The organism is Luethyella okanaganae, from assembly GCF_042660285.1.
In the GTDB taxonomy this organism is placed as follows: domain Bacteria; phylum Actinomycetota; class Actinomycetes; order Actinomycetales; family Microbacteriaceae; genus Luethyella; species Luethyella okanaganae.
The window spans coordinates 376,821-400,242 of record NZ_JBHSTP010000003.1; the positions used below are offsets into that span (position 1 = coordinate 376,821).

The following is a 23,422-nucleotide window of genomic DNA, read 5'->3' on the forward strand; positions in this document are numbered from 1 at the left end:
TTAGTAGCGTCATCGCAGCCGCAGTTGTGAAGCCGACCATCGCGCCGCCAGCGAGGAACGCGCAATATCGGAGCGAGGTCGAAAGCGAAGGCTCTCTATATGCCAGTGGATTGAAGATCGCGGCTGCGGCAGACAGCACTGCCAACACTGAAGCCGCTGCTGAAGTCGGCAGGCTCACGGTATGTGAGATGCTGACTTGAACCGCGACACGGCTGTTGGGCTCCTGAGACCAGATGCTCCACACCGCGACTACGGCGAGGAGCGGCAACCAGAGCGAGAGAACCGCTGCGACGTTGCGCGGCGAGCGAAGAGAGTCGGTCTCTCTACTCATACTCGCTGCTCCACCAGGCGGGCGAGATCCTGTCTCGTGATACCGGCTCGTCGCGCGGTATCGAGCAGCTTCTCCACCAAGCCGGCGATCTCTGCGTGGACCATGGGCGAGTCGTCGCGAATCCACGCCCCCCGACCCTGCCGCATGTCCACGATCCGGTCGTCGCGAAGCTTCGCATAAGCCCGGAGCACCGTATGGATGGTGACGCCAAGAGCGACCGACAGATCCCGGGCCGGGGGGAGCCTCTCGCCAGGAAGAATGTCTCCATCGAGTAGGCCCGTGCGCACTTGGTCGGCGACCTGAGCCGAGAGGGTCTGCGGAAGCGAATGATCGATCCGGAACAGCATGTTACACATGGTACTGTAACATTAGTGGTTGAAGCTAGAATCCCAGTGAAGGTTTGGAGAGGCCTTTCCGTCGTGAGCAAGCCAAGAAGCAAGGTTGTGGCGATGTGGATCGGCGCGTCGCGACTTGTCGCGGCGATCCTTCTCCTTTGCGCGCTCGGCCTGAGTCTCGCCGAATCGTTGCTGACTGCTTCGATGTCATTCAGTACTGGTGCCTACGCAATCGCGGCCATTGTGCTTCTGAGCTCAGGTCTCTTCCTCGCTCTCTCCCAGCGGGAAACGCGCGTGCTGGACGTTCTCTTCCTTTCTGCTACTTGCTGGGTCGTGGCGTCGGTGGTGATCGGGTTGCTGGAAGGTGGGCCGACAGTCAACCTTGGCGAGACAGTTCTCGCTGCGTTGGCGGCCGCCTGGATGATCGTCGACTGGACTATCCTCGGCCCCAGCAGGCGACCTCGCCTCTCAACCATCTGGGTGACGTTGTCCTACCCAGCGTTGTGGATCTGGTACGCGATGATCCGGGCTAGCGCCATCGAGGTGTATCCCCTGCCGATCGTCGGGCCAGAGGTTGATGGGCCTCTAGCGATGGTCTTGTCCACGGTTGCCTTTGGTCTTGCGCTCCTTGCACTTGCCGGTCTCTTCTGGGTGGTACGCCGTCACCGGCCGCAGTTTACTTCGAGCGATCGGCTGCACGACGTTCGCGGGATGCCCTGATCGGACCGACAGCGGCCCGTGGCCGGCGAGATAGCGGAAAGACGCGCCCACTCCTGGCCACGAGGCGCAGCGCGATCTACCGTGCGTGGGCGAGCTTTGCCGACGAGTCGGCCGTGAGGTAGTCGAGTGCGACCTGCGCGGTCTGTCGAGCGAACTGGTCGTCGAGGGGAGCGGTCAGCGGCAGCAGCGCACGGGCCAGAAGGGGGCCGACAAGGAGGTCACAGACCATCTCGCCCCGGTGACGCTTGCTCGGATGAGGACAACCGCAGCCACAACATCACCGTCTCCTGAACGGTGAGCTCCCCGGCGAACCCGGACTCCTGGAGCATCATGCCGAGGCGGGGCCGGAGGGCTCGCCTCTGACGGCAGGGGTCCAGACCCAGCACTCGGACGGTGCCGGCCGTGGCCGGTCGGTGCCCTTCCAGCGTCTCCATCGTGGTCGTCTTACCTGCACCGTTGGTCCCCAGCAACGCGAAGAACTCGCCCTGCCCGATCGACAGGTCGAGGCCCTTGACGGCCTCGAATCCACCGTAGGAGCAGCGCAGCCCCACCGCGGCGAGGGCAGGACTGTCAGCCGTCGCGGTCGAGCCGGGGGGGGTGTTGTGTAGGCATGAGGTCATCGTCCGCGGCGGGGCACCGCTGCCAGTAGTGCGACCGTCCACGAGTCGGCCGGGCAGCTCTCACGAAGAAGCCGTTACAAATGTCACAGGCTTACTGTTGATGAGTATGGAGCCGGCCACCCGATCACGCGAGGACAGCAGCTCCCTGTCTGATCCCGGTGGCGGCATCCGGGGCACCTGGCAATGGACCTGGGTTTCGATGCTGGCCCCCCGTCTCCGCCCTCGCAGCCGTGATCCGAGACATCGCGGCCGGGCGCCGCTACGTGGACCCCGACATCGCCGCCGCCGCCCTCGCCGCCGACCGCTGCCCACTCACCCCGCGAGAACTCGACGTGCTCCGAATGACCCGACAGAACTCACCCATCCAGCACATCGCCTACACCCTGCACCTCGCAGAAGTAACCGTCCGCAACTACCTCTCCACCGCCATGACCAAACTCGACGCACCCTCACGCCACGCCGCCGCCGAAATCGCCTGGGAACACGGCTGGGTCTAGGGACGGGGGTCAGTCGACGGCAAGCGTGCGGGGTATCTCGTGTCCGAGGGCTGCCATGGTGGGCACGACGGTCGCCGTGAGGATGAGCACGAACCCTGCCGCCCGTCTGCGCAAGGGGGCGCAACCCCGGAAAGACCCGATCAGAAGGTCAACGCCAATGCGCGGCGTGGGGCTCGTCTTACTGCTGGCTCAGGCTGATGCGCAGTCCGATCTCCGCAGGGATGAAGGTGCAATTAGTTGATACGACTGTTGATACGCAGACACTTATCCACAGGCTACTTCCCAGTGTTTCATTGGGAAGTAGAATGGTCATGGACATCGTCTCCTCTCCGTCCTAAGGAAAGGGTTGGGGGTTCGAGTCCCTCCAGGGGCACTTTTGGGTCAAAATAATACGGGCGCCGTTACGCAGCACGTAGGCGATCGTAGAAGCCCTAGCAGGCAGTTCCCGGTGCGCCCTGCCGAAGAGAGCCGATTCACAAACTACGTGCGATACCTGTGAAATGTGAATCTGCAGTTTGGCGTAGGGCCACACAGGGATGGCCCTACGCGCTAACTGACTCTGCAGACCTTTTTGCGCGTTCTCGCGGCGCTAGGAACGAATTAGTTGCCGCGAACGGTTACTTCGTCCACGAAAGACCATGCGCTGCTCGCTGGGGTGATCGTGAACTTTACATATCTCCCAGTTCCGGAAAGGTTGTATCCGGCGTAGGTGTATCTCTGGTCGGCATCGCTGATTGCCGGAGCATTGAGCGTGACCAGCGGGGTGAATGTGGTTCCATTCATGGATACGGATACGGCAATCTGGCTGGGAAGAAAGATGAAGACCGACTTCGTCTGCAACCATGAGGTGCCGATCTGGTTGATCGTCTTCGAGGTTCCGAGATCTACCGTGAATGAGTAGACGCTCGCCGAATTGCGACCCTGCCACGCGGCGTCCGTATAGTTGGTCGAGCCAGTTGTTCCATTCGTCAGTTCCGTTCCTCCGGTGTCGGGATAGCTCGGATCCGCAGCCAACGTTGTCGTGTATGTCTTGCCAGACGAAACCAACGGTGAGGGAGCGGGGGCGGCCGACGTCGTGGCGCTCGCGGAAGAACTTAGGCTGGACACATTTCCGGCCGCGTCGAATGCCGCAGTCTGATACGTGTATGCCGTCGATGGCGAGAGTCCAACATCGCTGAAGCTTGTTGATGTGCCTTGGAGCGTCTTTACGAGCGCGCCTCCGCGGTAGATCTGGTATCCGGCTACTCCGATGTTGTCCGTCGACGCAGTCCAGCTGAGGTTGATTGCAGTGATTCCTGCGTTCGTTGCCGTGACTGATGTCGGAACCGTGGGCGCGGAGCTCTCAACAGTGCCGCTGCTCAGATAGTTTCTGTACGTCGTGTCGTAGACCGCTGGCACCTGGCTCGGGCTGTCGTAGTGATCGTATGAGAATGACATGGTCTTGCTGACGTACGGAGACACTGCGTTGAGGTCTGCGACGACGTGCGAAATTGACATGGGCGTGAAGTCAGGATTGAACGTCTCGCTGTCGGCCCACAATTGGGTCGCCGGTCTTCCGGCTGTGATTGCGCTCTTGGTAGCGGAGAACCATGTTGAGAGTTGGGCGGTTGTGGCGTGACCGGCTCCGACCCCGTCCTGTAACGCGATTACGTCGATCGGCGCTGAGCTGAGAATGCTCGTCCACATTGTCGTCCATTGGCTACTGGTCTGGCCTCCGGATGTGTTGTAGAACGGGCTGATGATCACCGGCTTACCAGGCGTGAGGGTGTGAAGGTGGTTGGCGATCGTTGTGTAGAAGCTCGCCATGTTGCTCCAGCTGGTCGTGCTGGTGAAGTTCCAGTTATCGACCTCGAATGGAAGGTACCAGCCGGCGAGTGATGCGTGCGTTCCGTACTTCGCGTACAGGTCGTCGGCAAGCGCGTTTGCTTTGGCTGCTTCGTTCGTCAGCCAGGTGTTGTCGCTCGCGTACTTGTTCCACCAGTCGTCGTTGGTCTGTAACCCGAGATATTCCGAGATCCCCGCGCTGTCTGCCGCGGTAAGCACGCGGCTGACTACATCGGTCGATGTGCTCTGCGAGTAACCGCTCAAGCCGCTCGGATAGACGGTCGTACTGTTCTTCGTATCGGCGGTCCATTGCAGCACCTGACTGTTCAAGCACGCATTGTTGAGCGTTGAGAGTTCACTGGTGAGCTGGGTCGAAGTGAAACCGTCGATAAGGCCGGGCTGCACGAAACTTCCGTCGATCCGCGGGCTGGTCGTACAAGTGGTTGCGAAGGCCGGGGTGGTAGGCGCCGCGAGGGCTGCGACGAACGCAATCCCGAGCGCGAGGCTCCCGATTCGTCGTAGTGAACGATGGTGCATTGTGTACTCCTTTAGTTCGTAGGAAGTGCGTTAGCACGAGCACACAAGCGTCGATCGTCGCGCGGCTCTAGTTGATTGGTGTACACCAATTACAAACATTAAGCAACGCATTTGCCGAATTTCCGGTGATAATGCGCTGATTGGGCAAGTCCAATCAGCGAGGGAGAAGCGTGAGCCCGATTTCGAAGCTTCGGGCCCAGGGGAGCGAGACGTCAGCCACTGACCATTGCGTCGAAGAAGTCGTGATGCGATCGACGTACTGTTGGAGCCCGCTAACGATTCGATCTCGCGCCAGACGCTGGGTTTGCTCCGGAACGGGTCCGATCTGGCCCCCGAATATGGTGTCGTGGAGGGCGGGCCGGATACCGCTCTGATACGCGCTATCGTCGAGAACTCGTGTGAGGAGCGCACGCTGGGCTTCGAGCTCGTCGAAGGTTCCAGTCTGTCCTCCCACCCAGTGCGCGATGGCCTGGGCCACAACGCCTCCGATAGTGTTTCCGGCGGTGTTCCATCCGCCGTAGGACGCTAGCTTCATCAGCAGGCCTTCGTCCGCGAGCTTCTCGACTAGGGCCGGGTCCCCGCCGTTGCTGAACCGCACGTCGGCGAGGGCGACGGACAGCCCATCCTGAAGCGCGCCACGGGTCAGAGCGATTGTGCGCTCCGTTGCGTTGGGATCGGATGTCGGACGGGAGCCGAAGTAGTCGCCGTGACTGGGATCCGGGGCGTGCGCGATTAGCACGATGTCAGGTCGCTCGCCATTTTCTGCGAGACGTCCGCCTGCTGCGATGATCTGGCGGGTGAGGCTGTCGAGCAGGGGCGCATTCTCGAAGTTAGGTACTCGTTCGAGCCCGTCGATCTCGCCGCAAGCGATCGAGAAGGTCGGGGGCTTCATGCCACTGGTCAGAGCGCGGGCAACGAGGACTGCGCCCACCTCGTCGGCCCCCGGGTACATCATCACCGATCGGCCACCGGGCAGCGCCCTGCACCAGTGCCGTAGCCAGACCTGCTCTGCCGATCCCGCAGAATATGGTGCCGTATCGTCCGCCGTCAGCGCTAGGGTGTCCAGCTCCCCATTCTCGTGAAGGGCAACGGTTGCCAGGTTGACCATGTGATTCCGCAAGCGCCGGAGTTCGAAGTCGCGGGTGACGTCGCTATCCACGTCCTTGTCAACGAAAAAGCTGGAATGACCGGTTTGAACGTCTTGCTCGAGTGCTCGGTGGAGGTCGCCACCGATCCGATGAAGTTGCCGGCCCACGCTCGACCAGTACTCGGGTTCCTCGACGGCGGAGTATGAATCGCTTGCACGCATGATCAGAGACGCAGCTGCCACATTCATGTGAGGGTTCAAATTCCGCAGCTCTGTGAAGATCGCTAGTCGACGAAGGACTTCGTCTGTCGTGTCCGAAGTGATACGCGCTGGAATGATGCCGCCATGTACGACGGTGTCGATGCATGCAACCAGGTGAGTGGTCTGAGGGTTGCGCACTTGCTCCCGCATCCACTCATGCAATTTGTTCAGCTGGGCCGGCTTGCGCATGGCCGGCAGGATTTCTATCGGAGGGACGACGATTTCGACGCCGGCTATGGCCGCAACCTGTTGGGGAAGGTCGACGTTGACTGGTCGTTCGTCAAGCGGGACCAATGCGATTCGCATGAGCGAACTCCTTCAGATGAATTGGCTCGCGTCAGCGTGCTCGATGAATTTCGAGCTCGTAGTGATACCGGTCAGCCCGGTAGATCGACTCGGCGTACTCGATAGCGACATCCCGGGCGTCGTAGCTTGTCCGCTCGACGAAGAAGGCGGGGGAGAACGGTGGTGCGTGGAGGATGCGCGCCTGCTCCGGCTCGAGAACGCTGGCTCGGATGCTCTGCTGCGCCCATTCGAGTCGGAGGCCGTAGTCGTCCTCCATGATTTTGTAGAGCGACTCACCGCCGACATTGTCGATCAGTCCAGGAAAGAGAAGGGGATTGAGGTAGGAGTCCTCGAGCGCCATCGGTTCGCCATCAGCTGTGCGGGCGCGCCTGATGTGGAACAGCTCGGCAGACGGACTCACACGCAGTAAGGCGCCGAGTTTCGCGCCGGCAGGAACTGTTTCGCTGATCAGCGTTGTCGAACCGGGCATCAGACCGCGTGCCCGCATGTCCTCGCTGAACGAAGTCAATTCGACCGATTTCGTGATGCGGGGGGCAGCGACGAACGTTCCCGCACCTTGCACGCGATAAACGAGTCCGTCGTTCGCTAGTCGGTCGAGGGCGCGCCGAACAGTGAGTCGGCTCACGTCGAACTCGGTGGCAAGATCCCTTTCTGCCGGAAGCTTCGAGTGTGGTTCCAAGCCCTGGTCGATTACGTCCATAAGATGCTTGCGAAGCCGCTCGGACTTCGTATGCTGTTCAGCCATGCGCCCTTGTCTCGTTGCGAATTATTGGTGTGGTCCATTTTAGGGAAAGTACCAGCCCGCGCATAGTGTTTGGGCTATTTTCGCCAGGTTTGTTGACATTGACTCTGAAAATGGAGTACACCAATCACAAGACAGTTCCATTTCGCATTCCCTTACCCCTGAAGGACCCACATGAAGAACAGCAGTATTCAGCGGCGTTTTGCGCTCCGCGCTGCGGCGGTATCGAGTGTTGCGCTCACAGCGGTTGCGCTCATTGGATGCGCCGGCGGCCAACCGGCCGGTCCGACAACGATCACCTTTTCTTACTTGTGGGGCGGGCCAGAAACCCAGTCCCTGCAGAAGGTCATCGCCGACTTCAACAAGAGCCAGTCGGACATCAAGGTTGTCGGTGTCTCGAGCCCGGACGCCCAGAAGCAGCTGACATCGATGTCGGCAAGCAACGGAAGTTTCGATGTCTCCGACAACTTCGGCAACGTCACCGGGTCGTGGGCCGCGAAGGGCATCCTTGCGCCGCTCGACGAATATCTCAAGGCGGACGGTGTCAACCTGAAGGACTTCGAACCGTCGGCACTGCAGCAGATGCAGTACAAGGGCAAGACGTACGCTCTTCCCATTGCGGTGCACACCCAAGAGCTCCTGTACAACAAGGACCTTCTGGCCGCGGCAGGTGTTCAGCCCCCGACCACGACGGATGAGCTTGCGACTGCGATCGCCAAGCTTACGAAGACCGACGCGAACGGCAACATCACGCAGATCGGTCTGGGAAACCCGTCGACCACGACTCTGCTCACGACCCTGGGATACGCCTTCGGCGGTACCTGGGACGGCCCGGACGGAACTAAACCCACCCCAGACGACTCGAAGAACATCGCCGCGCTCGACTGGTACACGAAGAACGTGACCAACAAATTCGGGGCCAAGAAGATCGCCGCCTTCACCAGTGGCCTTGGTCAGTACATGTCCGCCCAGGATCCCTTCTACACCGGCAAGGAAGCCATGGTGGTCGACGGAGAATGGCAGGCAGTGAACATCCCGAAAGTCGCGCCCAACCTGAAATGGGGAGTTGTCGACATCCCGGTTGCCGACTCGAGTCTTGCGGGCACGACCAACGTGTCGACCAGCACACTCTTCATCCCGGCCAACTCGAAGCACAAGGCGGAGGCTGCGAAGTTCCTCGCCTACATGATGGGCGACAAGGCCATGACCGAGTTCACCCTCGCTCTGGGGAACCTTCCGTCGAAAACATCGCTCCTCACGGATTCGGCGTACAGCGCGATTCCGAATTTCGATGCGTGGCTCAAGCCTTTGGCCAGCCCGAACGCGAAGGCCATGGCGAGCCAGCCTTACAGCGCACAGTATTCGACTGACCTCGGTACCGCATTCGATGATGTCGTCCGCGCAGTGGCGACTCCAGCGGACGCGATGAAGTCGGTTGCTGGCAAGGCCTCGTCCTACGATGCCGGCTAACGACCGACCTCTCCGCAGACGCGTCGCGCGGCGCCAGACCCTCCTGGGTCTGGCGTTCGCGTCGCCGTTCATCGTGGGCGCCGCGGTATTCATCGCATACCCAGTGCTCGCGTCGGCTGGCTACAGTTTCACGAACTTCAACCTGTTCCAGTCGCCTACATTCGTCGGTCTGGACAACTACGTTCACATGCTGCAGGACTCGACCTTCTGGAAGAGCTTGGGGAACACCCTGTTCCTCACTGTCCTGGGTGTGCCGCTGACCATCATCATTTCGCTCGCCGGGGCCCACATCCTCAATCTCCCCGTGCGAGGGCAGCCCCTTTATCGTGCGCTGGTGTACTTGCCGACAATCGTTCCGGTGGTTGTCGGAGGGTACCTCTGGCGGTGGCTACTCAACACCCAGTACGGCTTCGTCGACTACTTCCTTGGGTTGCTTCACCTTCCCCAGCCCGCCTGGCTTGAGGAACCGGACTGGGGAAAGCCAGCCATCCTGATTATGTGCCTGTGGACCATCGGCGGGACGATGATCATCTATCTGGCGGCCATCAAAGAGGTTCCGCGCGAGCTCCATGAGGCCGCAGAGATCGACGGGGCCGGATGGTTTTCCCGATTCAGGTACATCACATGGCCGACAGTTTCGCCTGTGACCCTGTTCCAGATCATCGTGACGGTGATCGCGTATCTCCAGATCTTCACCCAGCCGTACCTCCTCACGCAGACCAGACTCAACGCAGCCAGCGGGGGTCCGGGGCAATCGATGATCAGCTATGCGATGTACCTGTTTCAGAACGCCTTCGACTTCCTGAAGATGGGATACGCCTCCGCAATGGCCTGGGTCCTGTTCCTCATCACGCTTGCCATCACGCTGATCCTGCTCAAAACGTCTAAGAGGTGGGTGCACTATGACTCTGAACGCGACTAGGACGCTCGAAGTACGAGAGCCCGTTATCGAACGAGAAGAGTCCGCTCGAGCGCGTCGGCGCACGCCGTTGCGTGCGCGTGCCCGCTATCTCGTGGCATGGGCGTTGGGCCTGGCTTTCGTCTTTCCGTTTCTCGTGATGCTCAGTACAGCGTTCAAAGGTCCCGCAGATGTTTTCAGTTCGCCGCCCACGCTGTGGCCCAAGGAGTGGACCCCCGACAACTTCGCTGCTGTCTTCAATGCCATTCCGTTCTGGCAGTATCTGGGCAACACGCTGCTAGTTGCGGGCCTATCGGTGGCCGGCATGCTGATCGCCTCGCCGCTGGTCGCGTATTCGCTGTCCAAGATTGGCTGGAGAGGACGCCGCCCGCTTCTCATCGTGGTCATGGCGACGATGATGCTGCCGCCCCAGGTCACGATGATCCCGTTGTTCCTGCTATGGAACGGACTCGGGGCGACGAACTCGTACCTGCCACTGGTTGCGCCAGCTTTCTTCGGGACCCCGTTCCTTATCTTCATGATCCGCCAATTCCTGATGTCGGTACCAGATGAGCTATTGCAAGCCGCACGAATCGACGGCGCGTCTGAGTTCCGGATCTATTTCTCAATCGTCCTGCCGCTTGCTAGGCCGGCGTTGATCACTGCAGTGATCTTTCAGTTCGTCTGGGCATGGACCGACTTCCTCAATCCGCTCATCTATCTCAACGACTCCTCGAAATACACGCTCTCCATCGGCTTGTATTCGTTCTTCGGCGAGCACACCGTCGAGTGGGGACCCCTGATGGCGGCATCCGTCCTGTTTACTGTGCCGGCGCTCGTAATCTTCGTCTTGTTCCAGCGTTACTTCATTGGAGGGATCAGCGCCGGTGCTCTCAAATAGCGATGGATTCGACCTCAGCCTCGAGTCCCAGGAGCAGATCCTGCCAGGCATGACCGAACAAATGCTGAAGGCACTCGCGGGCTCCCTGATCGTCTCGTGTCAGGCATCTGGGAATCATCCGATGCGCAACACGGACGCGATCGTCCGCATGGCCTCGAGCGCGCTTCTCGGAGGAGCGTCGGCATTGCGCATCAATAGTCCCCCGGACGTTCGCGCCGTCAGAGCGATCACCGACGTTCCGATCATCGGCCTCGACAAGGAGCCAGGACGGATGCGCAACGTGATCACTGTGCGACCGGACCAGGCAGCGGTGCTTGCGGCAGCAGGTGCAAACATCGTCGCCGTGGATGCCACCTCAGAAGTGACCGACGATATTCAAGGTCATCTGCGGCAGGCGGGGATCGCCGCCGGCGTCCCCATCATGGCCGATGTCTCTACTCTGGAGGAGGGCCTGATGGCGTGGGATTCAGGGGTCGGGCTTGTCGGAACGACCCTATCCGGATACACCCCGTATACCCTCCGGGGCGACCTCCGTCCCGACATCGAACTGGTCGCTGCCCTGTCGTCGCGCGGAGTGCGCGTCATCGCGGAAGGTCGCTATGTCACTCCCGCCGAGGTGAGAGGCGCATTTGATGCGGGCGCATTCGCCGTCGTCGTTGGGGGTGCGATTACCGATCCCGTAGCGATAACGCGTCGGTTCGTCGCGGCCACCACGAGACAACAATGAATCCAACCCGCTACTCGATCGGCATCGACATCGGGGGCACCAAGATAGCGGCGGCGATGGTAGATGGTTTCGGTCGTGCCTCGAGCGTGCTCACTGTACCCACACCAGCCAAAGCCGGCCCGCGGGCCATTCTTGATGCGGCTGCTGGTCTCGTCGAGCGGGTAGTCGATGTGTCAGGGATCGTGCCGGCCGCCTTCGGTCTTGGAAGCGCCGGCGCTTTCGACCTCGAAGGTACGGTCGTAAGTTCCACGGAGCACCTGTCCAACTGGGCAGGAACGGAGGTTGCCGCGGAGCTGCAGCGGCGCCTCGGCTCGCCGGTCTCCGTGCTAAATGACGTGCACGCGGCAGCGCTCGGCGAGCTCTGGACCGGGCAGGTTCCTCGTTCATCAATGCTGTTTATCGCGGTCGGGACGGGGATCGGTGGCGCGATCGTCGTTGACGGACGGGTGATGCGCGGCGTTTCCGGGCTGGCCGGGTCGATCGGTCACGTTACCGTTCGCGCGGCCCGATCCAGGATGTGCTCATGCGGCGTTCCCGACCACGTCGAGGCATACGCAAGCGGCCCAGCGATTGAACTCACCTATCGCGACCTGACGCACACACGTCTAACACTCCCGGAAATCGGTAGCCGTGCACTTTCCGGCGAACCGGAAGCGCTTGCAGTGATTCGAGAGGCAGCAGCGCTTCTCGCAGAATCGGTGGCTACGACCGTCACTCTTTCAGATCCAGGAGCGATCGTTTTAGGGGGAGGCGTCCTCGGACTCGGTGAGGTCTTTGCCGCTCCGCTCGCCTCGCATCTCGCTGCACATTTGCCGCCCCTTTACGCCGCGACGACCCTCGAGGCGGCGATGCTCGGGAACAACGCGTGTCTGGCCGGCGCGGCGGGTGTCGCTCTCCGGGTGCTGGACGGCGCCAGCATGTCCGACTTCGTCGCTTGAGAATCGAAGAAAATGGAAGTCATTGTCCTGGACGGCGCCGACGATGTCGCAAGGGTGGCAGCAGGCATCATTGCAGAGGTTTTTCGAGGGGCGCCCTCAGGCGTATTCGGACTAGCCACGGGCTCGTCGCCCCTCGCGATCTATTCCGAGCTTGCTTGCCTGTTTGACCAGGTGGACCTTGATCTGACACGAATTCCAGGATTCGCGCTCGATGAATACGTCGGGATTCCGATCGGGCGCCCCGAAAGCTATACGGCCGTACTACAACGTGTCGTCACCGAACCATCGAGAATGGACACAAGGCGGGTTCACGTTCCAGACGGTCGAGCAGACGATCTCGACGCGGCGTGCGAATCATACGAGGAGGCTATCCGCGAGGCTGGAGGGGTGGACCTCCAGCTATTAGGGATTGGTCGCAACGGACACATCGGATTCAACGAGCCGACATCGTCGTTCGCCTCCCGCACTCGCGCCAAGACTCTCGCGCCACAAACGCGCGCGGACAATGCTCGCTTCTTCGCGTCGCCCAAGGAGGTCACCGTGCACTGTCTCACACAGGGGTTCGGAACCATCCTGGAAGCTCGACAGCTTCTCCTAGTCGCCACTGGGATTTGAGCGGGATGCGTGATCGCGGGACTCCTCCTACCGACGATTTGCGCAACCTTCGGCTGCGGCAGAGCCTGACTCGACGGCTGCTCGATGACCCGGTGCTCTATTTCGCTGAACTGTCCGACGAAGAAAACGCCTACTTGCGCGGCCAGCGTTCTGCGATCTGTCGTCGCATCACCGATTTGACCGGACTGGTCGCCGAGATCCGGGAGGAAGGTCTCGCGATGGTGGACTTCGATGATGACCTCAGCGACGTGCGGATGCCCGAGAAGGGCACCGAGGGCCATGTGACCCTCCTCGTCGCCGAACATCTGGCGCGCTCGGGGGAGGTCGCACATGAGGTGGACAGTCTTGTCGCCGTGGTGCGGGCGACGGCTCCAGGCTTCGCTCCGTAGAAGCCACTGCACCCGTTTTGTGGAATTCCGTCGAGGACACCGATGGCGAACACCGGGGATCGCGTGGTTGCCTGTAGCACCGCTAAATCCGGGTGGAGTGGACGCAAACGAACTGGGTGCCGAACCTGCAGGCATGTTGGACATCGGATCCACGCCGAAGTAGCCGTTACCACCCTGCCAGAGCTGGTTAGCGCGAGCTGGATCAGTGGTCGCGAGGTTAGATACGAAGTTGTTGTACGAGGAGTCGACGGATCGTGCGCAAGCGGAGTCTGCACCCTTGAATGCGTTGGTGAGAGTGTCGAATCCCGACGTCCCGGCAGGACTGTTCGATACGCCCTTGGCAAAAGCAGAGAGAATTCTCCCATGCGCCTCACCGCGTTCGCGGAGTCATGAACTTGGCCTGAAGCGCCATCCTCTGAATGCGCGCGCCAGGGTTGGACATGAACTGGCGCGTAGCGAGAAGTGGCTCCTGCAGCGCCATCTTGCCGTAGCGAAGACCGTTCTTCGCAAGGCCCTTGATGGCGGTCGCACCGGCGGAGCGGCTGACGATGCTCCCCACCGGCACGTCCCGCCGACCCGTGCGGATCGTCGGGAACCTGCGGCGTGGGCCCACGCCGCAGACCGCTTCGATACGCGACGTGCAGCGGGCGGCCGGTTTGGGGATACGCCCTGAGGCGCCGATAGTCTGATCGGGTGAGCGAACAGCAGGCGAATTTAGCGAAGGCGACCCTGGCCCTTCTGGCCGAAGACCGGGTGGTGGTCGCGGCCCGGGTGCTGGTGCTCGCGTTCACACCGTTGCTCGATCGGCCGTTCCCGTCGCTCACCGGCGCCCGCCTGGCCGAAGCGGTGGCCAGTGTCGGCGGCGCCTCGCTGAGTAAATGGTCCTGGAGCATGTATCGGAGCGCGGATGCCCAGTTGGCTCGGCTCATCCTCGAACTCGAGGCGCTCTGGGAGGCGGCCGGGTTGACCCGGCGCAGCCTCGGTGAAATGGTGAATGAAGTCGCTCTCCTTCGGCGTGGTGAAGAGCTCTTGAGGGGCCAGACCCCCACCTTCCGAGTCGAAGAATCGCTGCGGGCGCACTCGAGATAACGCTCTGGTCTACGGCCCCCCTTTGCCGACCCCATGGACGGAAACCGGATGTCAGGGTGCCAGCCAGGACCACAGGGTGAAGTCGCCGTAGTCGACGGTGTAACGCGTGTGGTCCGGAGTGCCGTTGTTCCAGTGGTAGACGGCGACCGTCACGCGACCACCGGTGATCGCGTCGAACCGGTAGGGAAGCCGTGCTGTGCTCGAGCCTGCTGATAATGGGAGCGCCCGCTTCCGCGGCGGCCTGTCGACGAAGATCCACCACCTTGTCGATGGACACGGTCGCCCTCTGGCGATCCTGGTCTGCCCCGTGCAGTCGGGTGACTCGCCGATGTTCCCGCACCTGCTCGCCCCCATCCGGGTCGAACGACCACGCGGCCGCCCAGACGCCGTCCTGACCGACAATGCTTACTCGTCGCGTGCTCATCGGGAGCTGTTGTGCCGCCGGGGTATCACCGCAGTCACCTCTGGGCCCGGTGACAGTGAATATCTCAGACGTACTCCCGTTAGTTGCTAATTCTCCTCGGTTTCTCCTCGGTGGAATTGCCGCCGCATGGCTTGTCTTCATTGTCATTGCCGCAGTTCAGATCGTCAGGTCCACCACGATCCAGTACTGGTCGAAGGTGTTGTGGGTCGCTGCGCTGACTGTCTTCGCGCTCCTCTCGGATGCAGAAGATATCGTTGCGACGGTGTTCCTTGAAGCATGCGGAGCCGCAAAAGGTTCGCATCGTCGACGGATCGATCCTCCCATGGCTGCTAACCGTAGCGTTGAACCAGGAGCGTTCAACCCGTCGACACCGACGGCTACTCGCTGCTTTGCCTACAGCGCAGGAACAGCGGCCTGCCTTGCGCCTTTCGCAGCCGGCGCTGCTCAGAGGCGGGGGTGACGAGGGCAGCGGTGTGCGGCTGCTCGCCCCGGATCACAGCGACAAGCCCCGATCCCAGTTGACCGCCGAGACGCCGGCATGCTCGAACCAGCCTCCGTCACGGATCGCGCCGCGCCGCCGGGTCGCGGCTGGCCCACGGCTAGGTGTTGCGTGCCATGACATTGCCGACAGCTATTCTTGACCTGACAGTCAAGAATGACTTAGGGTTGATCCGTGGGTAGACCGAGAATGTTTGACGACGATGTCGTGGTGTCGCGTGCGATGGAGGCGTTCTGGACCCACGGCTATGGGGGTACCTCGCCGGCGCAATTGGCCGAGGCGACGGGAATTGCGAAGGGTAGTCTCTACAACGCTTTCGCGAGCAAGCGGGACTTGTTCGATCGCTGCCTGGATCTCTACCACCAGCAGGTCTCGGAGATGGCCCAGAGGCTCCTTGAGCATCCAGGATCGACGCGGGAGTGCATCGGGGCCGCATTGCGTTCTGTGGTTGATGGCGATCTCGCCCAACCGCATCGTCGCGGCTGCCTGATAGGAAACACCGCTGTAGAGCTCGCGGGTCACGACGCCGAAATCGCGGGGAAGTTGCGTCGCATGCAGGACGAGTCCACGAGCTGGTTCGCTGCGAGGATTCAGCGCGGCCAGCTCGAGGGTGACATCGCCCGCGCCCGCGATCCGCAAGCCCTGGCCGAACACCTTGCAAACACGTTGGCGGGTCTTCGGGTCATGGCGATGACCCACGACGCCCCCGTGCTCCACCGCGTCATCGATACCGCGCTGGCCGTCCTCTAGGGCGCTACCGCAATTGCAGTTGCCGCACTGCCATGCCCCAGTTTTAGACCAGTAGTTCAAGAAAGGTGGATCAGGATGGATCTCTCACTGCGCGGAAAGGCGGCGGTAGTGACCGGCGCGAGTCGCGGAATCGGATTGGCAACCGCACGCGCCCTTGCCAAGGAGGGGGTTCGGGTGTTCGGCGCGGCTCGCACGATCACTCCCGAGTTGCACGAAGTCGCAACCCTCGCCGTCGCGGCGGACCTGTCCACACCGGACGGCGCGCGGTCGGTTGTCGATGCCGCTATCAAAGAGACAGGCGGCGTCGACATCTTGGTCAACAACGTTGGTGCCGGAGATGTGGACACGTTGCAACTGGGAGGGTTCCTGGATGCCGACGACCAGCAGTGGCGGAGCCTGTTCAACCTGAACCTTTTCGCCGCCGTGTGGGCTTCGCGAGCTGCATTGCCCAGCTTGATTGAGCGCCGCGGCGCGATCATCAACGTGTCCTCTATCAATGCCCGCGTGCCATCGACCGGTCCGGTGGGCTACAGCGAAGCAAAAGCAGCACTCACGGCGTTGGGCAAGCGGCTGAGCGAGGAGTTCGGGCCGAAAGGCGTCCGGGTCAACACGGTCTCGCCAGGACCGGTTGGCACCGGTCTCTGGCGCGACCCCAACGGTTTCGGCGCCAAAGTCGCAGCGACTTTCGGTGCGGCCCATGAAGACTTCCTGACTGCGTTGCCGGCAACCTTCGGCGTCGCCTCCGGCCGCATCGCCGAACCCGAGGAGGTCGCAGCGCTGATCGCGTTCCTCGCATCGCCACTGGCCCCAAGCATCGTCGGAGCCGACCTCGTCATCGATGGCGGAACCATCAAGACCAGCTAACGCAATCAGGACAGATCCCCTTTCACGTCAACAGATCAGGAGCAAACCCATGAACACCGAATCGCTGACCGCATTCCAGAACGACTATCTGGCCACCTGGACCGAGCCTGACGCCGAGCGGCGCCTCGGCAAGATCCACCAGATGTGGGCACCGTCTGGCCGACTCGTCGTGTCATCGCTCGGCATCACCCTCAGCGGCGTCGAAGAGATCGCAGCGCACATCACACGGGTTCACGACGACATGATCGCCGGCAAAGGGCTCATCTTCGCCTACGACCAGGCGGTCGTCGCCAGCGATGCCCTGCTGTTGCGCTGGTCGATGCTGGCTTCCTCAGATGAAGTCGTCGGTCGAGGTGCAGATCTCGTGTTCCGAGACAGCGAGGACCGGGCAGAGACCGTCTACATGTTCATGGGCGTCAACTGATCTCGCGAGCGGTCCACGCAAACGCACCCCCGACGATCGAGGCCGACCCAGACTCGCCGAGCGCTGCCAGACCAGGACGACCGCCCACGTCGACGTGAGTCAACCGCCCGAGAAGAGCATTCGGTAGTCGTCGAGGTGCTTCCTCCAGCCATCTGGGCATAGCGCTGTCCCGAGTCATCGCGTTGGTGTACTCGCGAGCATCGGAGAGGGTAGGTCGCTGGCGAGGGATGCGCCGGTTCCAAGCAGTCCGGAGGACGCTCAGCAACTGCCGTACTTTCTGCTCGGCAGGGCGATCGCTCGGTGTCAGATCGCAGGGGCGGCTGCCGACACGATCCATCAGGTGCTGCTTGGTAAACGTTTTTCTCGCTCCGGCGGCGTGACCCTGAACCTGTCCTGAAAGTCCGTGACCATTTCGTGACAACCGTCATGGTCTTCCGTAGCGTGGGGCGAGTCCCGAAACCGGCGGCCGCGAGTCGCCACTTCATATCGACACCGAACCCACGAGCAGGATTGAACGCGGGACGCCCCTGCTCCACAATGGAGGAGATGCAGTGACAGAACCCGTATCGACCGGACTCGAGAACGAGTCACATCCAGACAACAACGGGGCCATCGCACCGGCCAGACGACCCGCCTTCCCCACGCGTCGCTCTCTGCGAGAACAGCGGGCGTTCGCGGGGTCTGTCTCGTCGCCTGTCTCCCCTGTCGAGACCGCTCCGGATGCTACCGCCGCGACCGCCGGACCAGGGGTTGCGGCCGCTCCTGTTCCGGGAGTCGGTGTGACCGGGGCGCCCGACTCTGCCGAATTGGCTGAGCCCGCCGCACCCCCGGCGTCAGTTCCACCCGTCTCAGCGCCGGAGCCCGGATCGGCTTCGACGAGGGGCAGCGCCAGAAGACGCAGCCCGTTGAGGCTGGCCATGACGCTGCTCGTCGCGCCGGGCCTGCTCATCACCGCGGCGGTTCCGGCCTACGCCTTCGCGCCGGGATTGGGGGAGTCGCAGTTCGAGGCCTCCGATCTGCACGAACAGGCTCAGGAGAGCGTGCAGAGCGCCCGCGTGCCGGACCCCTCGGCTCAGACCTCGGTGACGCGCGACGGCTACTCAGCTGTGTCGGCCGACGAGATGCGCAGCATGGCCGACGAGATGCTCAGCATGACCGTCGAGACCGGCCCCGCCGCGGCCACTCAGGCCGTCGACTCTCGCGTCGCGTCAAGCAGTGGCTCCGATAGCACGCCCGGCGTGCGCCAGGAGGGCGACGACTACCCTTGGCCGGGAGAGCCCATCGGCGATCAGGGCGGTGGAATCTCCCCGATCGGCTACAACTACCGCGAGTGCGTCGACTTCGTCGCCTGGCGTCTCAACCGCGACGCCGGTTCGACCGACAGCCCGTGGAAGTGGACGTGGGGTGACCTCACGCCCAACGGAGGCAACGCGTCCGAGTGGGCGAGAGCCTGGCAGGACCACGGATGGGTCACGAGTCACGACCCGGTGCCCGGTGCGGTGGCCTGGTTCACCGGCAACCACGTCGCCTACGTGCAAGCCGTGAACGACGACGGCACCGTCGCGCTCGAGGAATACAACCAGAACTACGACCACGCCTATCATCGCCGTACGGTGCAGAGCGGCGAGGTTCCGCTCTACCTGTACCCGCCGCAGGCGTAGGCCGTAGGCCGTAGGCCGCTGGGCGCGGCGCGTCTTTCGCGCTAGCTCGCTGCTCGCCGCGTTGTGTCTTCACAGTCGCGCCGCGCCCGCGTCGTCGATCCTCGCGCTTTCTCGGGCGTCCTAGCCTGGCACGTCTCCCGTTAGAATCGAACGTCGGCCCCTGCAGCTCAATGGACGAGCGGTTCCGTCCTCAGGAAGGGGTTGGGGTTGGGGTTTTTCCACAATGCGCCTACAGGCCTGGGGGCTTCAGGATGAAGCCCGGCGGGTCTTCGCCCGGTCCGATCGCATAGGGGGTGAGCGTACGGATGGGGTCTGATGTGTTCGACGTTATCATCAGCGGCGGTGGGCCTACGGGGATGATGCTGGCCAGCGAGTTGCGGCTGCACGACGTGGACGTGCTCGTGCTGGAGAGGGATGCGGCGCCGAGCAAGGCGGTCCGTTCGCTTGGGCTGCACTCGCGCAGCATCGAGATCATGGACCAGCGCGGGCTGCTGGACCGGTTTCTCGCACACGGGCAGCAGTATCCCGGCGGCGTTGGAGGCTTCGCCGGGATCACCAACCCCCGGCTGACGAACCTGGACACCGCGCACGCCTATGTCCTCGGCATCCCGCAGCCGGTCACCGATCGCTTGCTGGCCGAGCGTGCCGGCGAGCTCGGCGCACAGATTCGTCGCGGATGCGAGGTGACAGGTGTCGAACAGGACGAGGACGGGGTGCGCGTCGAGCTCGCCGACGGCGCACGGCTGCGCTCGCGCTGGTTGGTCGGCTGCGACGGCGGACGCAGCCTGGTGCGCAGGCTGCTGGGTATCGGCTTCCCCGGCGAGCCCGCCACGATCGAGTGGCTCCTCGGTGAGGTAGAGGTGACCGCGCCGACGGATGAGGTGGTCGAGGTGGCGGAGGAGGTGCGCAGAACCCACAGGGGGTTCGGTATCGGACCCACCGGTGATGGCCTGTACCGCGCCGTGGTGCCCGCGGCGACCGTGGCCGAGAATCGCTCGGTCCCACCGACCCTGAAGGAGTTCCGGACGCAGCTGCGGGCGTACGCTGGCACCGACTTCGGCGTCCACTCACCGCGCTCGCTAACCCGTTTCAGCGACGCCACCCGGCTTGCCGAACGATACCGAGTGGGCCGGGTGCTCGTCGCGGGTGACGCGGCGCATGTTCACCCGCCACTGGGAGGGCAGGGTTTGAACCTCGGCATCCAGGATGCCTTCAACCTTGGTTGGAAGCTCGCCGCCGAGGTCGACGGGTGGGCACCGGACGGACTGTTGGACAGCTATTACGCCGAGCGTCACCCGGTCGCGGAAGACGTGCTGACCGTCACCCGCGCCCAGAGCGAGCTGATTTCTCCCGAGCCCGGCCCGCAGGCCGTGCGCCGGCTGCTGGCCGAGCTGATGGACTTCGAAGACGTCGGCCGCTTCTTGGCCGAGAAGGTCAGCGGGATCGGGATCTGCTACGACTTCGGCGAAGGACCCGAGCTGCTCGGCAGACGACTGCGCGACATCCCTCTGTCACGGGGTCGTCTCTACGAGCTCACTCGCGACGGGCGCGGGCTCCTGCTGGACCAGACCGGCGGACTCTCTGTGACGGGATGGGCGGATCGAGTCGACTACGTTGCGGACGTCAGCGCAGAACTCGACGCGCTCGCGGTTCTGCTCCGACCGGACGGCCACGTCGCATGGATCGGGGAAGACCAGACCGCTCTGATCAGCCACCTGCCGACATGGTTCGGAGCCGCCTCCAAAGGCACGGTTGAAAGCTTCTCGACGTAGTGTTCCGCAGCCCGACGCCGAAACGTGACATCGGAGGCATGGCTCGCCCCGGTACGTTTCTGGAGGGCTGACGATCATCCGAGCGCGACGCATTCGCGGTGCCGGCGGGTCGGCGCGAGGCGTCTCACAAGCTCGGTGGAGAGTGAAGCGGCTGGCGCGGCAGTTCCCGAGCGTGGCGAGGGTCAGAGTCGGCGTCGACATCGGGTTCGTTCTGGCGGCAACTTTGATGTAAAGAATTCTAGACTTCTCTCTCGCAACCTCCTAGTGTAAGAAGTCAAGAATATTTGACATCGAAGGATCGGCAATGAGACTCACTCCTACGAACTCTGTTCGCCGTGCGAGCCTGACGGCTGCGGCGTCACTCCTGGCGATGGCCTTCATCGCGGGGTTCGCGCACTTCTTCTTGCTCACCGCGGAAAGCCCCATCGCCCTGTTTAGACTCGGGGTGGCCAGCTTCGTCGTCGTGGTGATCCTGGACATCGTCGTGGCGTGGGCGCTGCTCACGGTTCTGATCGTCATCGATCAGGGCTGGGCGATTCTCGCGGCCTGGTTCCGCGTCGCGTTTGCAGCGGTCTTCGCAGTCGCAATCGGCGTGCTGGCGCAGCCGCTGCCCGGTTCTGCCGATGGAACCTTCAGAGCGTCGACCCTCGAGACATTCGACGCGATCTGGACGGTCGGGCTGATCCTCTTCGGCATGCATCTTCTGGTCGTCGGCGTTCTCGTGGCCGGTCCCTCCGTCGCAGAGAAGGTCGTGGGCATCCTGCTCGTGATCGCGGGTCTCGGCTATGTCGTGGACGGGTTCGGCTTCGTGTTGATGCCCGAGTTGTCTGTGGCTGTCTCGGAGTACACCTTTGTTGGAGAGGTGGTCTTCATCGGGTGGCTCTTCGTTAAGGGCGGTGCTCGAGGATGGCCGCGCGCCAGGTCGCACGTCACCCCGGCCGCCACCGCCACCGAGGGCGAGAAGTAGCGAGCGTCCGCCGCAGCCACGACGGTTCGGGGAATTGCAGCGGTATCGCCGCGTTGTATCGCAGCATGACGAACATCGCAGCTACTGACATCGGAATCATCGGCGCCGGCAACATCGGCGGAACGCTCGCACGCAAGCTCGTGGAACTTGGTCACCGCGTGACGATCAGCAACTCGCGAGGTCCTGAGACGCTCGCAGGCCTCGTCGCCGAGCTCGGCCAGAACGCGAAGGCCGGCACCCCGACCGAAGCCGCCGAGGCGGGGGAGTTCGTGATCGTCACCGTGCCGCTGAGGGCGTACCGCGACATTCCCGTCGAGCCGCTCGTGGGCAAGATCGTGATCGACACGAACAACTATTACTGGGAGCGCGACGGTCGCATCGCCGAACTCGACGCTGGCGAGGCGACGACCTCGGGCCTGCTGCAGGCCCATCTTCCTGAGTCGAAGGTCGTGAAGGGGTTCAATCACATCATCGCCGCGACGATCCTCACCGACGGCACCCCGGCAGGCACGCCGAACCGCCGGGCGCTCGCGACGGCGAGCGACTTCGACGACGCTGCTGCTCTCGTCACCGCGCTCTACGACGACTTCGGCTTCGACACCATCGTCGTCGGACCGCTCGCGGAGAGCTGGCGTGTCGAGCGCGACCAGCCGGCCTATGTGATTCCGCAGACCCGTGAGGAGCTTCAGGCGAACCTCGCGCGCGCAAAGCGCGATCTGGTCGCGTAGCACGTGCGGCACGTGGTGTCGCGCGCGCATGCAACTCAAGCGGTTGCGATACGAGTAGAACCGGCAGTAGATGCCCTTATCCGTCGCCTATAGCGGCACCTATTGCCGGCTCAGCGTGCCATCGGATTCACGCAGTCTTGCAGGAAGGGCGCCGTGAGGTCGAGTCCCGTCTGCCTCTGCGGCAGTGCCTACCCAGGCTCACTCAGGCCTACCCAGTCTCGAGAGGGTCATCGTGGTGGCGGGCACCCCCGATCACCCCGCAGACACGATCCCCCGCGAGATGGCGAACGCCGTCGCCATCACGGTGGGGGCGAATCGCTGCGCCTGCGACAGGGCCGTGGCGCCCGTGACCGAGATGGCCGCCAGCGCAGAACCATGGCGGTCGAGCACGGGGGCGGCGACGCAGAACAGGCCGAGCTGGGACTCCTCGACGTCGTACGCCACCTTCTCGAGACGGGCGCGAGCGAGCTCCTTCCGCAGCGCGTCGACCGTGGTGAGGGTGTGCGGGGTCATCGGTACGAGGGTTGGGGTGAGGGCGTTCAACGAGACGTCGTCCTGTCTGGTGAACGCCAGAATCGCCTTGCCCAACGCCGTCGCATGCAGCGTCATTCGGCCGCCCAAGCGGGTATGCGGCACGCGCAGGGTGCGGGTGCCGATCTTCTCCAGATAGATGATCTCGTTGCCCTCGCGCACCGCGAGATTGGCGGTGAGTTTCGTCACTTCGTGGAGCGTGTGCAGATAAGGTCCAGCCGCGTCCCGCAGGGTCGTCTGACTCGGCGCGAGGGTGCCGAGCTCGAACAGCTTGACGCCCAGTCGCAGACCCTGGGGCGTGCGCTCGAGCGCCCCCCAGTCGATGAGGTCCTGCGCGAGACGATGCGTTGACGACCGTGAGACTCCGGATCGGGCGGCCAGCTCGCGCACGGTCATGACAGGGTGCGCACGGTCGAACGCGTCGAGAAGGCTCAGCGCTCGCCGCAAAGAGGTGGGGCTGTCCTGAAGGGCGGGACTCGACATAGGAGCCGATTGTACGCCGCCTCACAATGGGA

25 protein-coding genes and 1 pseudogene are annotated in these 23,422 nt (G+C 62.9%); 18 read left to right on the top strand and 8 right to left on the bottom strand.

Annotated features, from left to right (window positions below; all coding sequences use genetic code 11):
* Positions 1 to 327 precede the first annotated feature (327 nt).
* Entirely contained in the window at positions 328 to 678 is a 351-nt protein-coding gene (locus ACFQB0_RS13215) for a GntR family transcriptional regulator (protein ID WP_386732447.1), read from the bottom strand.
* Between the two features lie 72 nt (positions 679 to 750).
* On the opposite strand from ACFQB0_RS13215, the gene ACFQB0_RS13220 reads away from it, so the two are divergent.
* Positions 751 to 1,386: a hypothetical protein gene (locus ACFQB0_RS13220; RefSeq protein WP_386732449.1), complete on the top strand. Its 636-nt coding sequence runs from the start codon at positions 751 to 753 to the stop codon at positions 1,384 to 1,386.
* 76 nt (positions 1,387 to 1,462) lie between these two features.
* Here ACFQB0_RS13220 and ACFQB0_RS13225 read toward each other — a convergent pair whose 3' ends face one another.
* Together ACFQB0_RS13225 and ACFQB0_RS13230 are read right to left on the bottom strand one after the other, a co-directional pair.
* Positions 1,463 to 1,615, bottom strand: coding sequence for a hypothetical protein (locus ACFQB0_RS13225; protein WP_386732452.1), 153 nt, complete (start codon positions 1,613 to 1,615; stop codon positions 1,463 to 1,465).
* Positions 1,605 to 2,006 carry an ATP-binding cassette domain-containing protein gene (locus ACFQB0_RS13230; protein WP_386732455.1) on the bottom strand — a complete coding sequence of 134 codons (402 nt, stop codon included), beginning with the start codon at positions 2,004 to 2,006 and terminating at the stop codon, positions 1,605 to 1,607. Before ACFQB0_RS13230 ends, ACFQB0_RS13225 begins: the two co-directional genes overlap by 11 nt.
* Positions 2,007 to 2,236: 230 nt before the next feature.
* On the opposite strand from ACFQB0_RS13230, the gene ACFQB0_RS13235 reads away from it, so the two are divergent.
* Positions 2,237 to 2,503 (top strand): response regulator transcription factor, encoded by a 267-nt coding sequence (locus tag ACFQB0_RS13235; protein WP_386732457.1) that lies wholly within the window; start codon positions 2,237 to 2,239, stop codon positions 2,501 to 2,503.
* Between the two features lie 600 nt (positions 2,504 to 3,103).
* On the opposite strand, the gene ACFQB0_RS13240 is transcribed toward ACFQB0_RS13235, so the two are convergent.
* The 3 genes from ACFQB0_RS13240 to ACFQB0_RS13250 all read right to left on the bottom strand — a co-directional run bounded on the left by ACFQB0_RS13240 (position 3,104) and on the right by ACFQB0_RS13250 (position 7,263).
* Complete coding sequence (locus tag ACFQB0_RS13240) at positions 3,104 to 4,864, bottom strand: DUF4434 domain-containing protein (protein ID WP_386732459.1); 1,761 nt, start codon at positions 4,862 to 4,864, stop codon at positions 3,104 to 3,106.
* Positions 4,865 to 5,018: 154 nt separating this feature from the next.
* On the bottom strand, positions 5,019 to 6,518 hold the full coding sequence (locus ACFQB0_RS13245; RefSeq protein ID WP_386732462.1) for a DUF4127 family protein: 1,500 nt from the start codon (positions 6,516 to 6,518) through the stop codon (positions 5,019 to 5,021).
* Positions 6,519 to 6,549: 31 nt separating this feature from the next.
* Positions 6,550 to 7,263: a GntR family transcriptional regulator gene (locus tag ACFQB0_RS13250; protein WP_386732464.1), complete on the bottom strand. Its 714-nt coding sequence runs from the start codon at positions 7,261 to 7,263 to the stop codon at positions 6,550 to 6,552.
* Positions 7,264 to 7,434: 171 nt separating this feature from the next.
* On the opposite strand from ACFQB0_RS13250, the gene ACFQB0_RS13255 reads away from it, so the two are divergent.
* From ACFQB0_RS13255 to ACFQB0_RS13285, 7 genes are read left to right on the top strand one after another with little or no spacing between them, the layout of a single operon-like run.
* A complete protein-coding gene (locus tag ACFQB0_RS13255) occupies positions 7,435 to 8,730 on the top strand; it encodes an ABC transporter substrate-binding protein (protein WP_386732467.1) in 1,296 nt (431 codons plus the stop codon).
* The gene (locus tag ACFQB0_RS13260) at positions 8,720 to 9,652 is read left to right on the top strand and encodes a carbohydrate ABC transporter permease (protein ID WP_386732470.1); all 933 of its coding nucleotides are present in this window, start codon (positions 8,720 to 8,722) and stop codon (positions 9,650 to 9,652) included. Before ACFQB0_RS13255 ends, ACFQB0_RS13260 begins: the two co-directional genes overlap by 11 nt.
* Positions 9,633 to 10,529 carry a carbohydrate ABC transporter permease gene (locus ACFQB0_RS13265; protein ID WP_386732473.1) on the top strand — a complete coding sequence of 299 codons (897 nt, stop codon included), beginning with the start codon at positions 9,633 to 9,635 and terminating at the stop codon, positions 10,527 to 10,529. Before ACFQB0_RS13260 ends, ACFQB0_RS13265 begins: the two co-directional genes overlap by 20 nt.
* The gene (locus ACFQB0_RS13270; protein WP_386732475.1) at positions 10,516 to 11,256 is read left to right on the top strand and encodes an N-acetylmannosamine-6-phosphate 2-epimerase; all 741 of its coding nucleotides are present in this window, start codon (positions 10,516 to 10,518) and stop codon (positions 11,254 to 11,256) included. Before ACFQB0_RS13265 ends, ACFQB0_RS13270 begins: the two co-directional genes overlap by 14 nt.
* Positions 11,253 to 12,194 carry an ROK family protein gene (locus ACFQB0_RS13275; RefSeq protein ID WP_386732477.1) on the top strand — a complete coding sequence of 314 codons (942 nt, stop codon included), beginning with the start codon at positions 11,253 to 11,255 and terminating at the stop codon, positions 12,192 to 12,194. Before ACFQB0_RS13270 ends, ACFQB0_RS13275 begins: the two co-directional genes overlap by 4 nt.
* A 12-nt stretch (positions 12,195 to 12,206) precedes the next feature.
* Positions 12,207 to 12,809 (top strand): glucosamine-6-phosphate deaminase, encoded by a 603-nt coding sequence (locus tag ACFQB0_RS13280; protein WP_386732479.1) that lies wholly within the window; start codon positions 12,207 to 12,209, stop codon positions 12,807 to 12,809.
* Between the two features lie 5 nt (positions 12,810 to 12,814).
* Positions 12,815 to 13,198 (top strand): DUF2398 family protein, encoded by a 384-nt coding sequence (locus ACFQB0_RS13285; RefSeq protein WP_386732482.1) that lies wholly within the window; start codon positions 12,815 to 12,817, stop codon positions 13,196 to 13,198.
* A 370-nt stretch (positions 13,199 to 13,568) separates the two neighbouring features.
* Here the strand turns inward: ACFQB0_RS13285 and ACFQB0_RS13290 are convergent, their stop codons facing one another.
* Positions 13,569 to 13,757 carry a hypothetical protein gene (locus ACFQB0_RS13290; RefSeq protein WP_386732485.1) on the bottom strand — a complete coding sequence of 63 codons (189 nt, stop codon included), beginning with the start codon at positions 13,755 to 13,757 and terminating at the stop codon, positions 13,569 to 13,571.
* 134 nt (positions 13,758 to 13,891) lie between these two features.
* Here ACFQB0_RS13290 and ACFQB0_RS13295 point away from each other — a divergent pair, with 134 nt between their 5' ends.
* The 9 genes and pseudogenes from ACFQB0_RS13295 (at position 13,892) to ACFQB0_RS13335 (ending at position 22,376) form a co-directional block, all read left to right on the top strand.
* Entirely contained in the window at positions 13,892 to 14,287 is a 396-nt protein-coding gene (locus ACFQB0_RS13295) for a hypothetical protein (protein ID WP_386732488.1), read from the top strand.
* A gap of 202 nt (positions 14,288 to 14,489) precedes the next feature.
* A pseudogene (locus ACFQB0_RS13300) lies at positions 14,490 to 14,783 on the top strand (transposase); the annotation flags it as partial.
* 601 nt (positions 14,784 to 15,384) lie between these two features.
* Positions 15,385 to 15,960, top strand: a complete 576-nt coding sequence (locus ACFQB0_RS13305; RefSeq protein ID WP_386732491.1) for a TetR/AcrR family transcriptional regulator — start codon at positions 15,385 to 15,387, stop codon at positions 15,958 to 15,960.
* A 75-nt stretch (positions 15,961 to 16,035) separates the two neighbouring features.
* On the top strand, positions 16,036 to 16,824 hold the full coding sequence (locus tag ACFQB0_RS13310) for an SDR family oxidoreductase (protein WP_386732494.1): 789 nt from the start codon (positions 16,036 to 16,038) through the stop codon (positions 16,822 to 16,824).
* 49 nt (positions 16,825 to 16,873) lie between these two features.
* Positions 16,874 to 17,248 (top strand): hypothetical protein, encoded by a 375-nt coding sequence (locus ACFQB0_RS13315; protein WP_386732497.1) that lies wholly within the window; start codon positions 16,874 to 16,876, stop codon positions 17,246 to 17,248.
* A 917-nt stretch (positions 17,249 to 18,165) separates the two neighbouring features.
* A complete protein-coding gene (locus ACFQB0_RS13320) occupies positions 18,166 to 18,909 on the top strand; it encodes a CHAP domain-containing protein (protein ID WP_386732500.1) in 744 nt (247 codons plus the stop codon).
* A gap of 317 nt (positions 18,910 to 19,226) precedes the next feature.
* Positions 19,227 to 20,681, top strand: a complete 1,455-nt coding sequence (rox, locus tag ACFQB0_RS13325; protein ID WP_386732503.1) for a rifampin monooxygenase — start codon at positions 19,227 to 19,229, stop codon at positions 20,679 to 20,681.
* Positions 20,682 to 20,985: 304 nt separating this feature from the next.
* Entirely contained in the window at positions 20,986 to 21,648 is a 663-nt protein-coding gene (locus tag ACFQB0_RS13330) for a DUF4386 domain-containing protein (protein ID WP_386732505.1), read from the top strand.
* Between the two features lie 65 nt (positions 21,649 to 21,713).
* Positions 21,714 to 22,376, top strand: a complete 663-nt coding sequence (locus ACFQB0_RS13335; RefSeq protein WP_386732508.1) for an NADPH-dependent F420 reductase — start codon at positions 21,714 to 21,716, stop codon at positions 22,374 to 22,376.
* Between the two features lie 252 nt (positions 22,377 to 22,628).
* On the opposite strand, the gene ACFQB0_RS13340 is transcribed toward ACFQB0_RS13335, so the two are convergent.
* The gene (locus ACFQB0_RS13340) at positions 22,629 to 23,390 is read right to left on the bottom strand and encodes an IclR family transcriptional regulator (RefSeq protein WP_386732511.1); all 762 of its coding nucleotides are present in this window, start codon (positions 23,388 to 23,390) and stop codon (positions 22,629 to 22,631) included.
* Between the last annotated feature and the right edge of the window lie 32 nt (positions 23,391 to 23,422).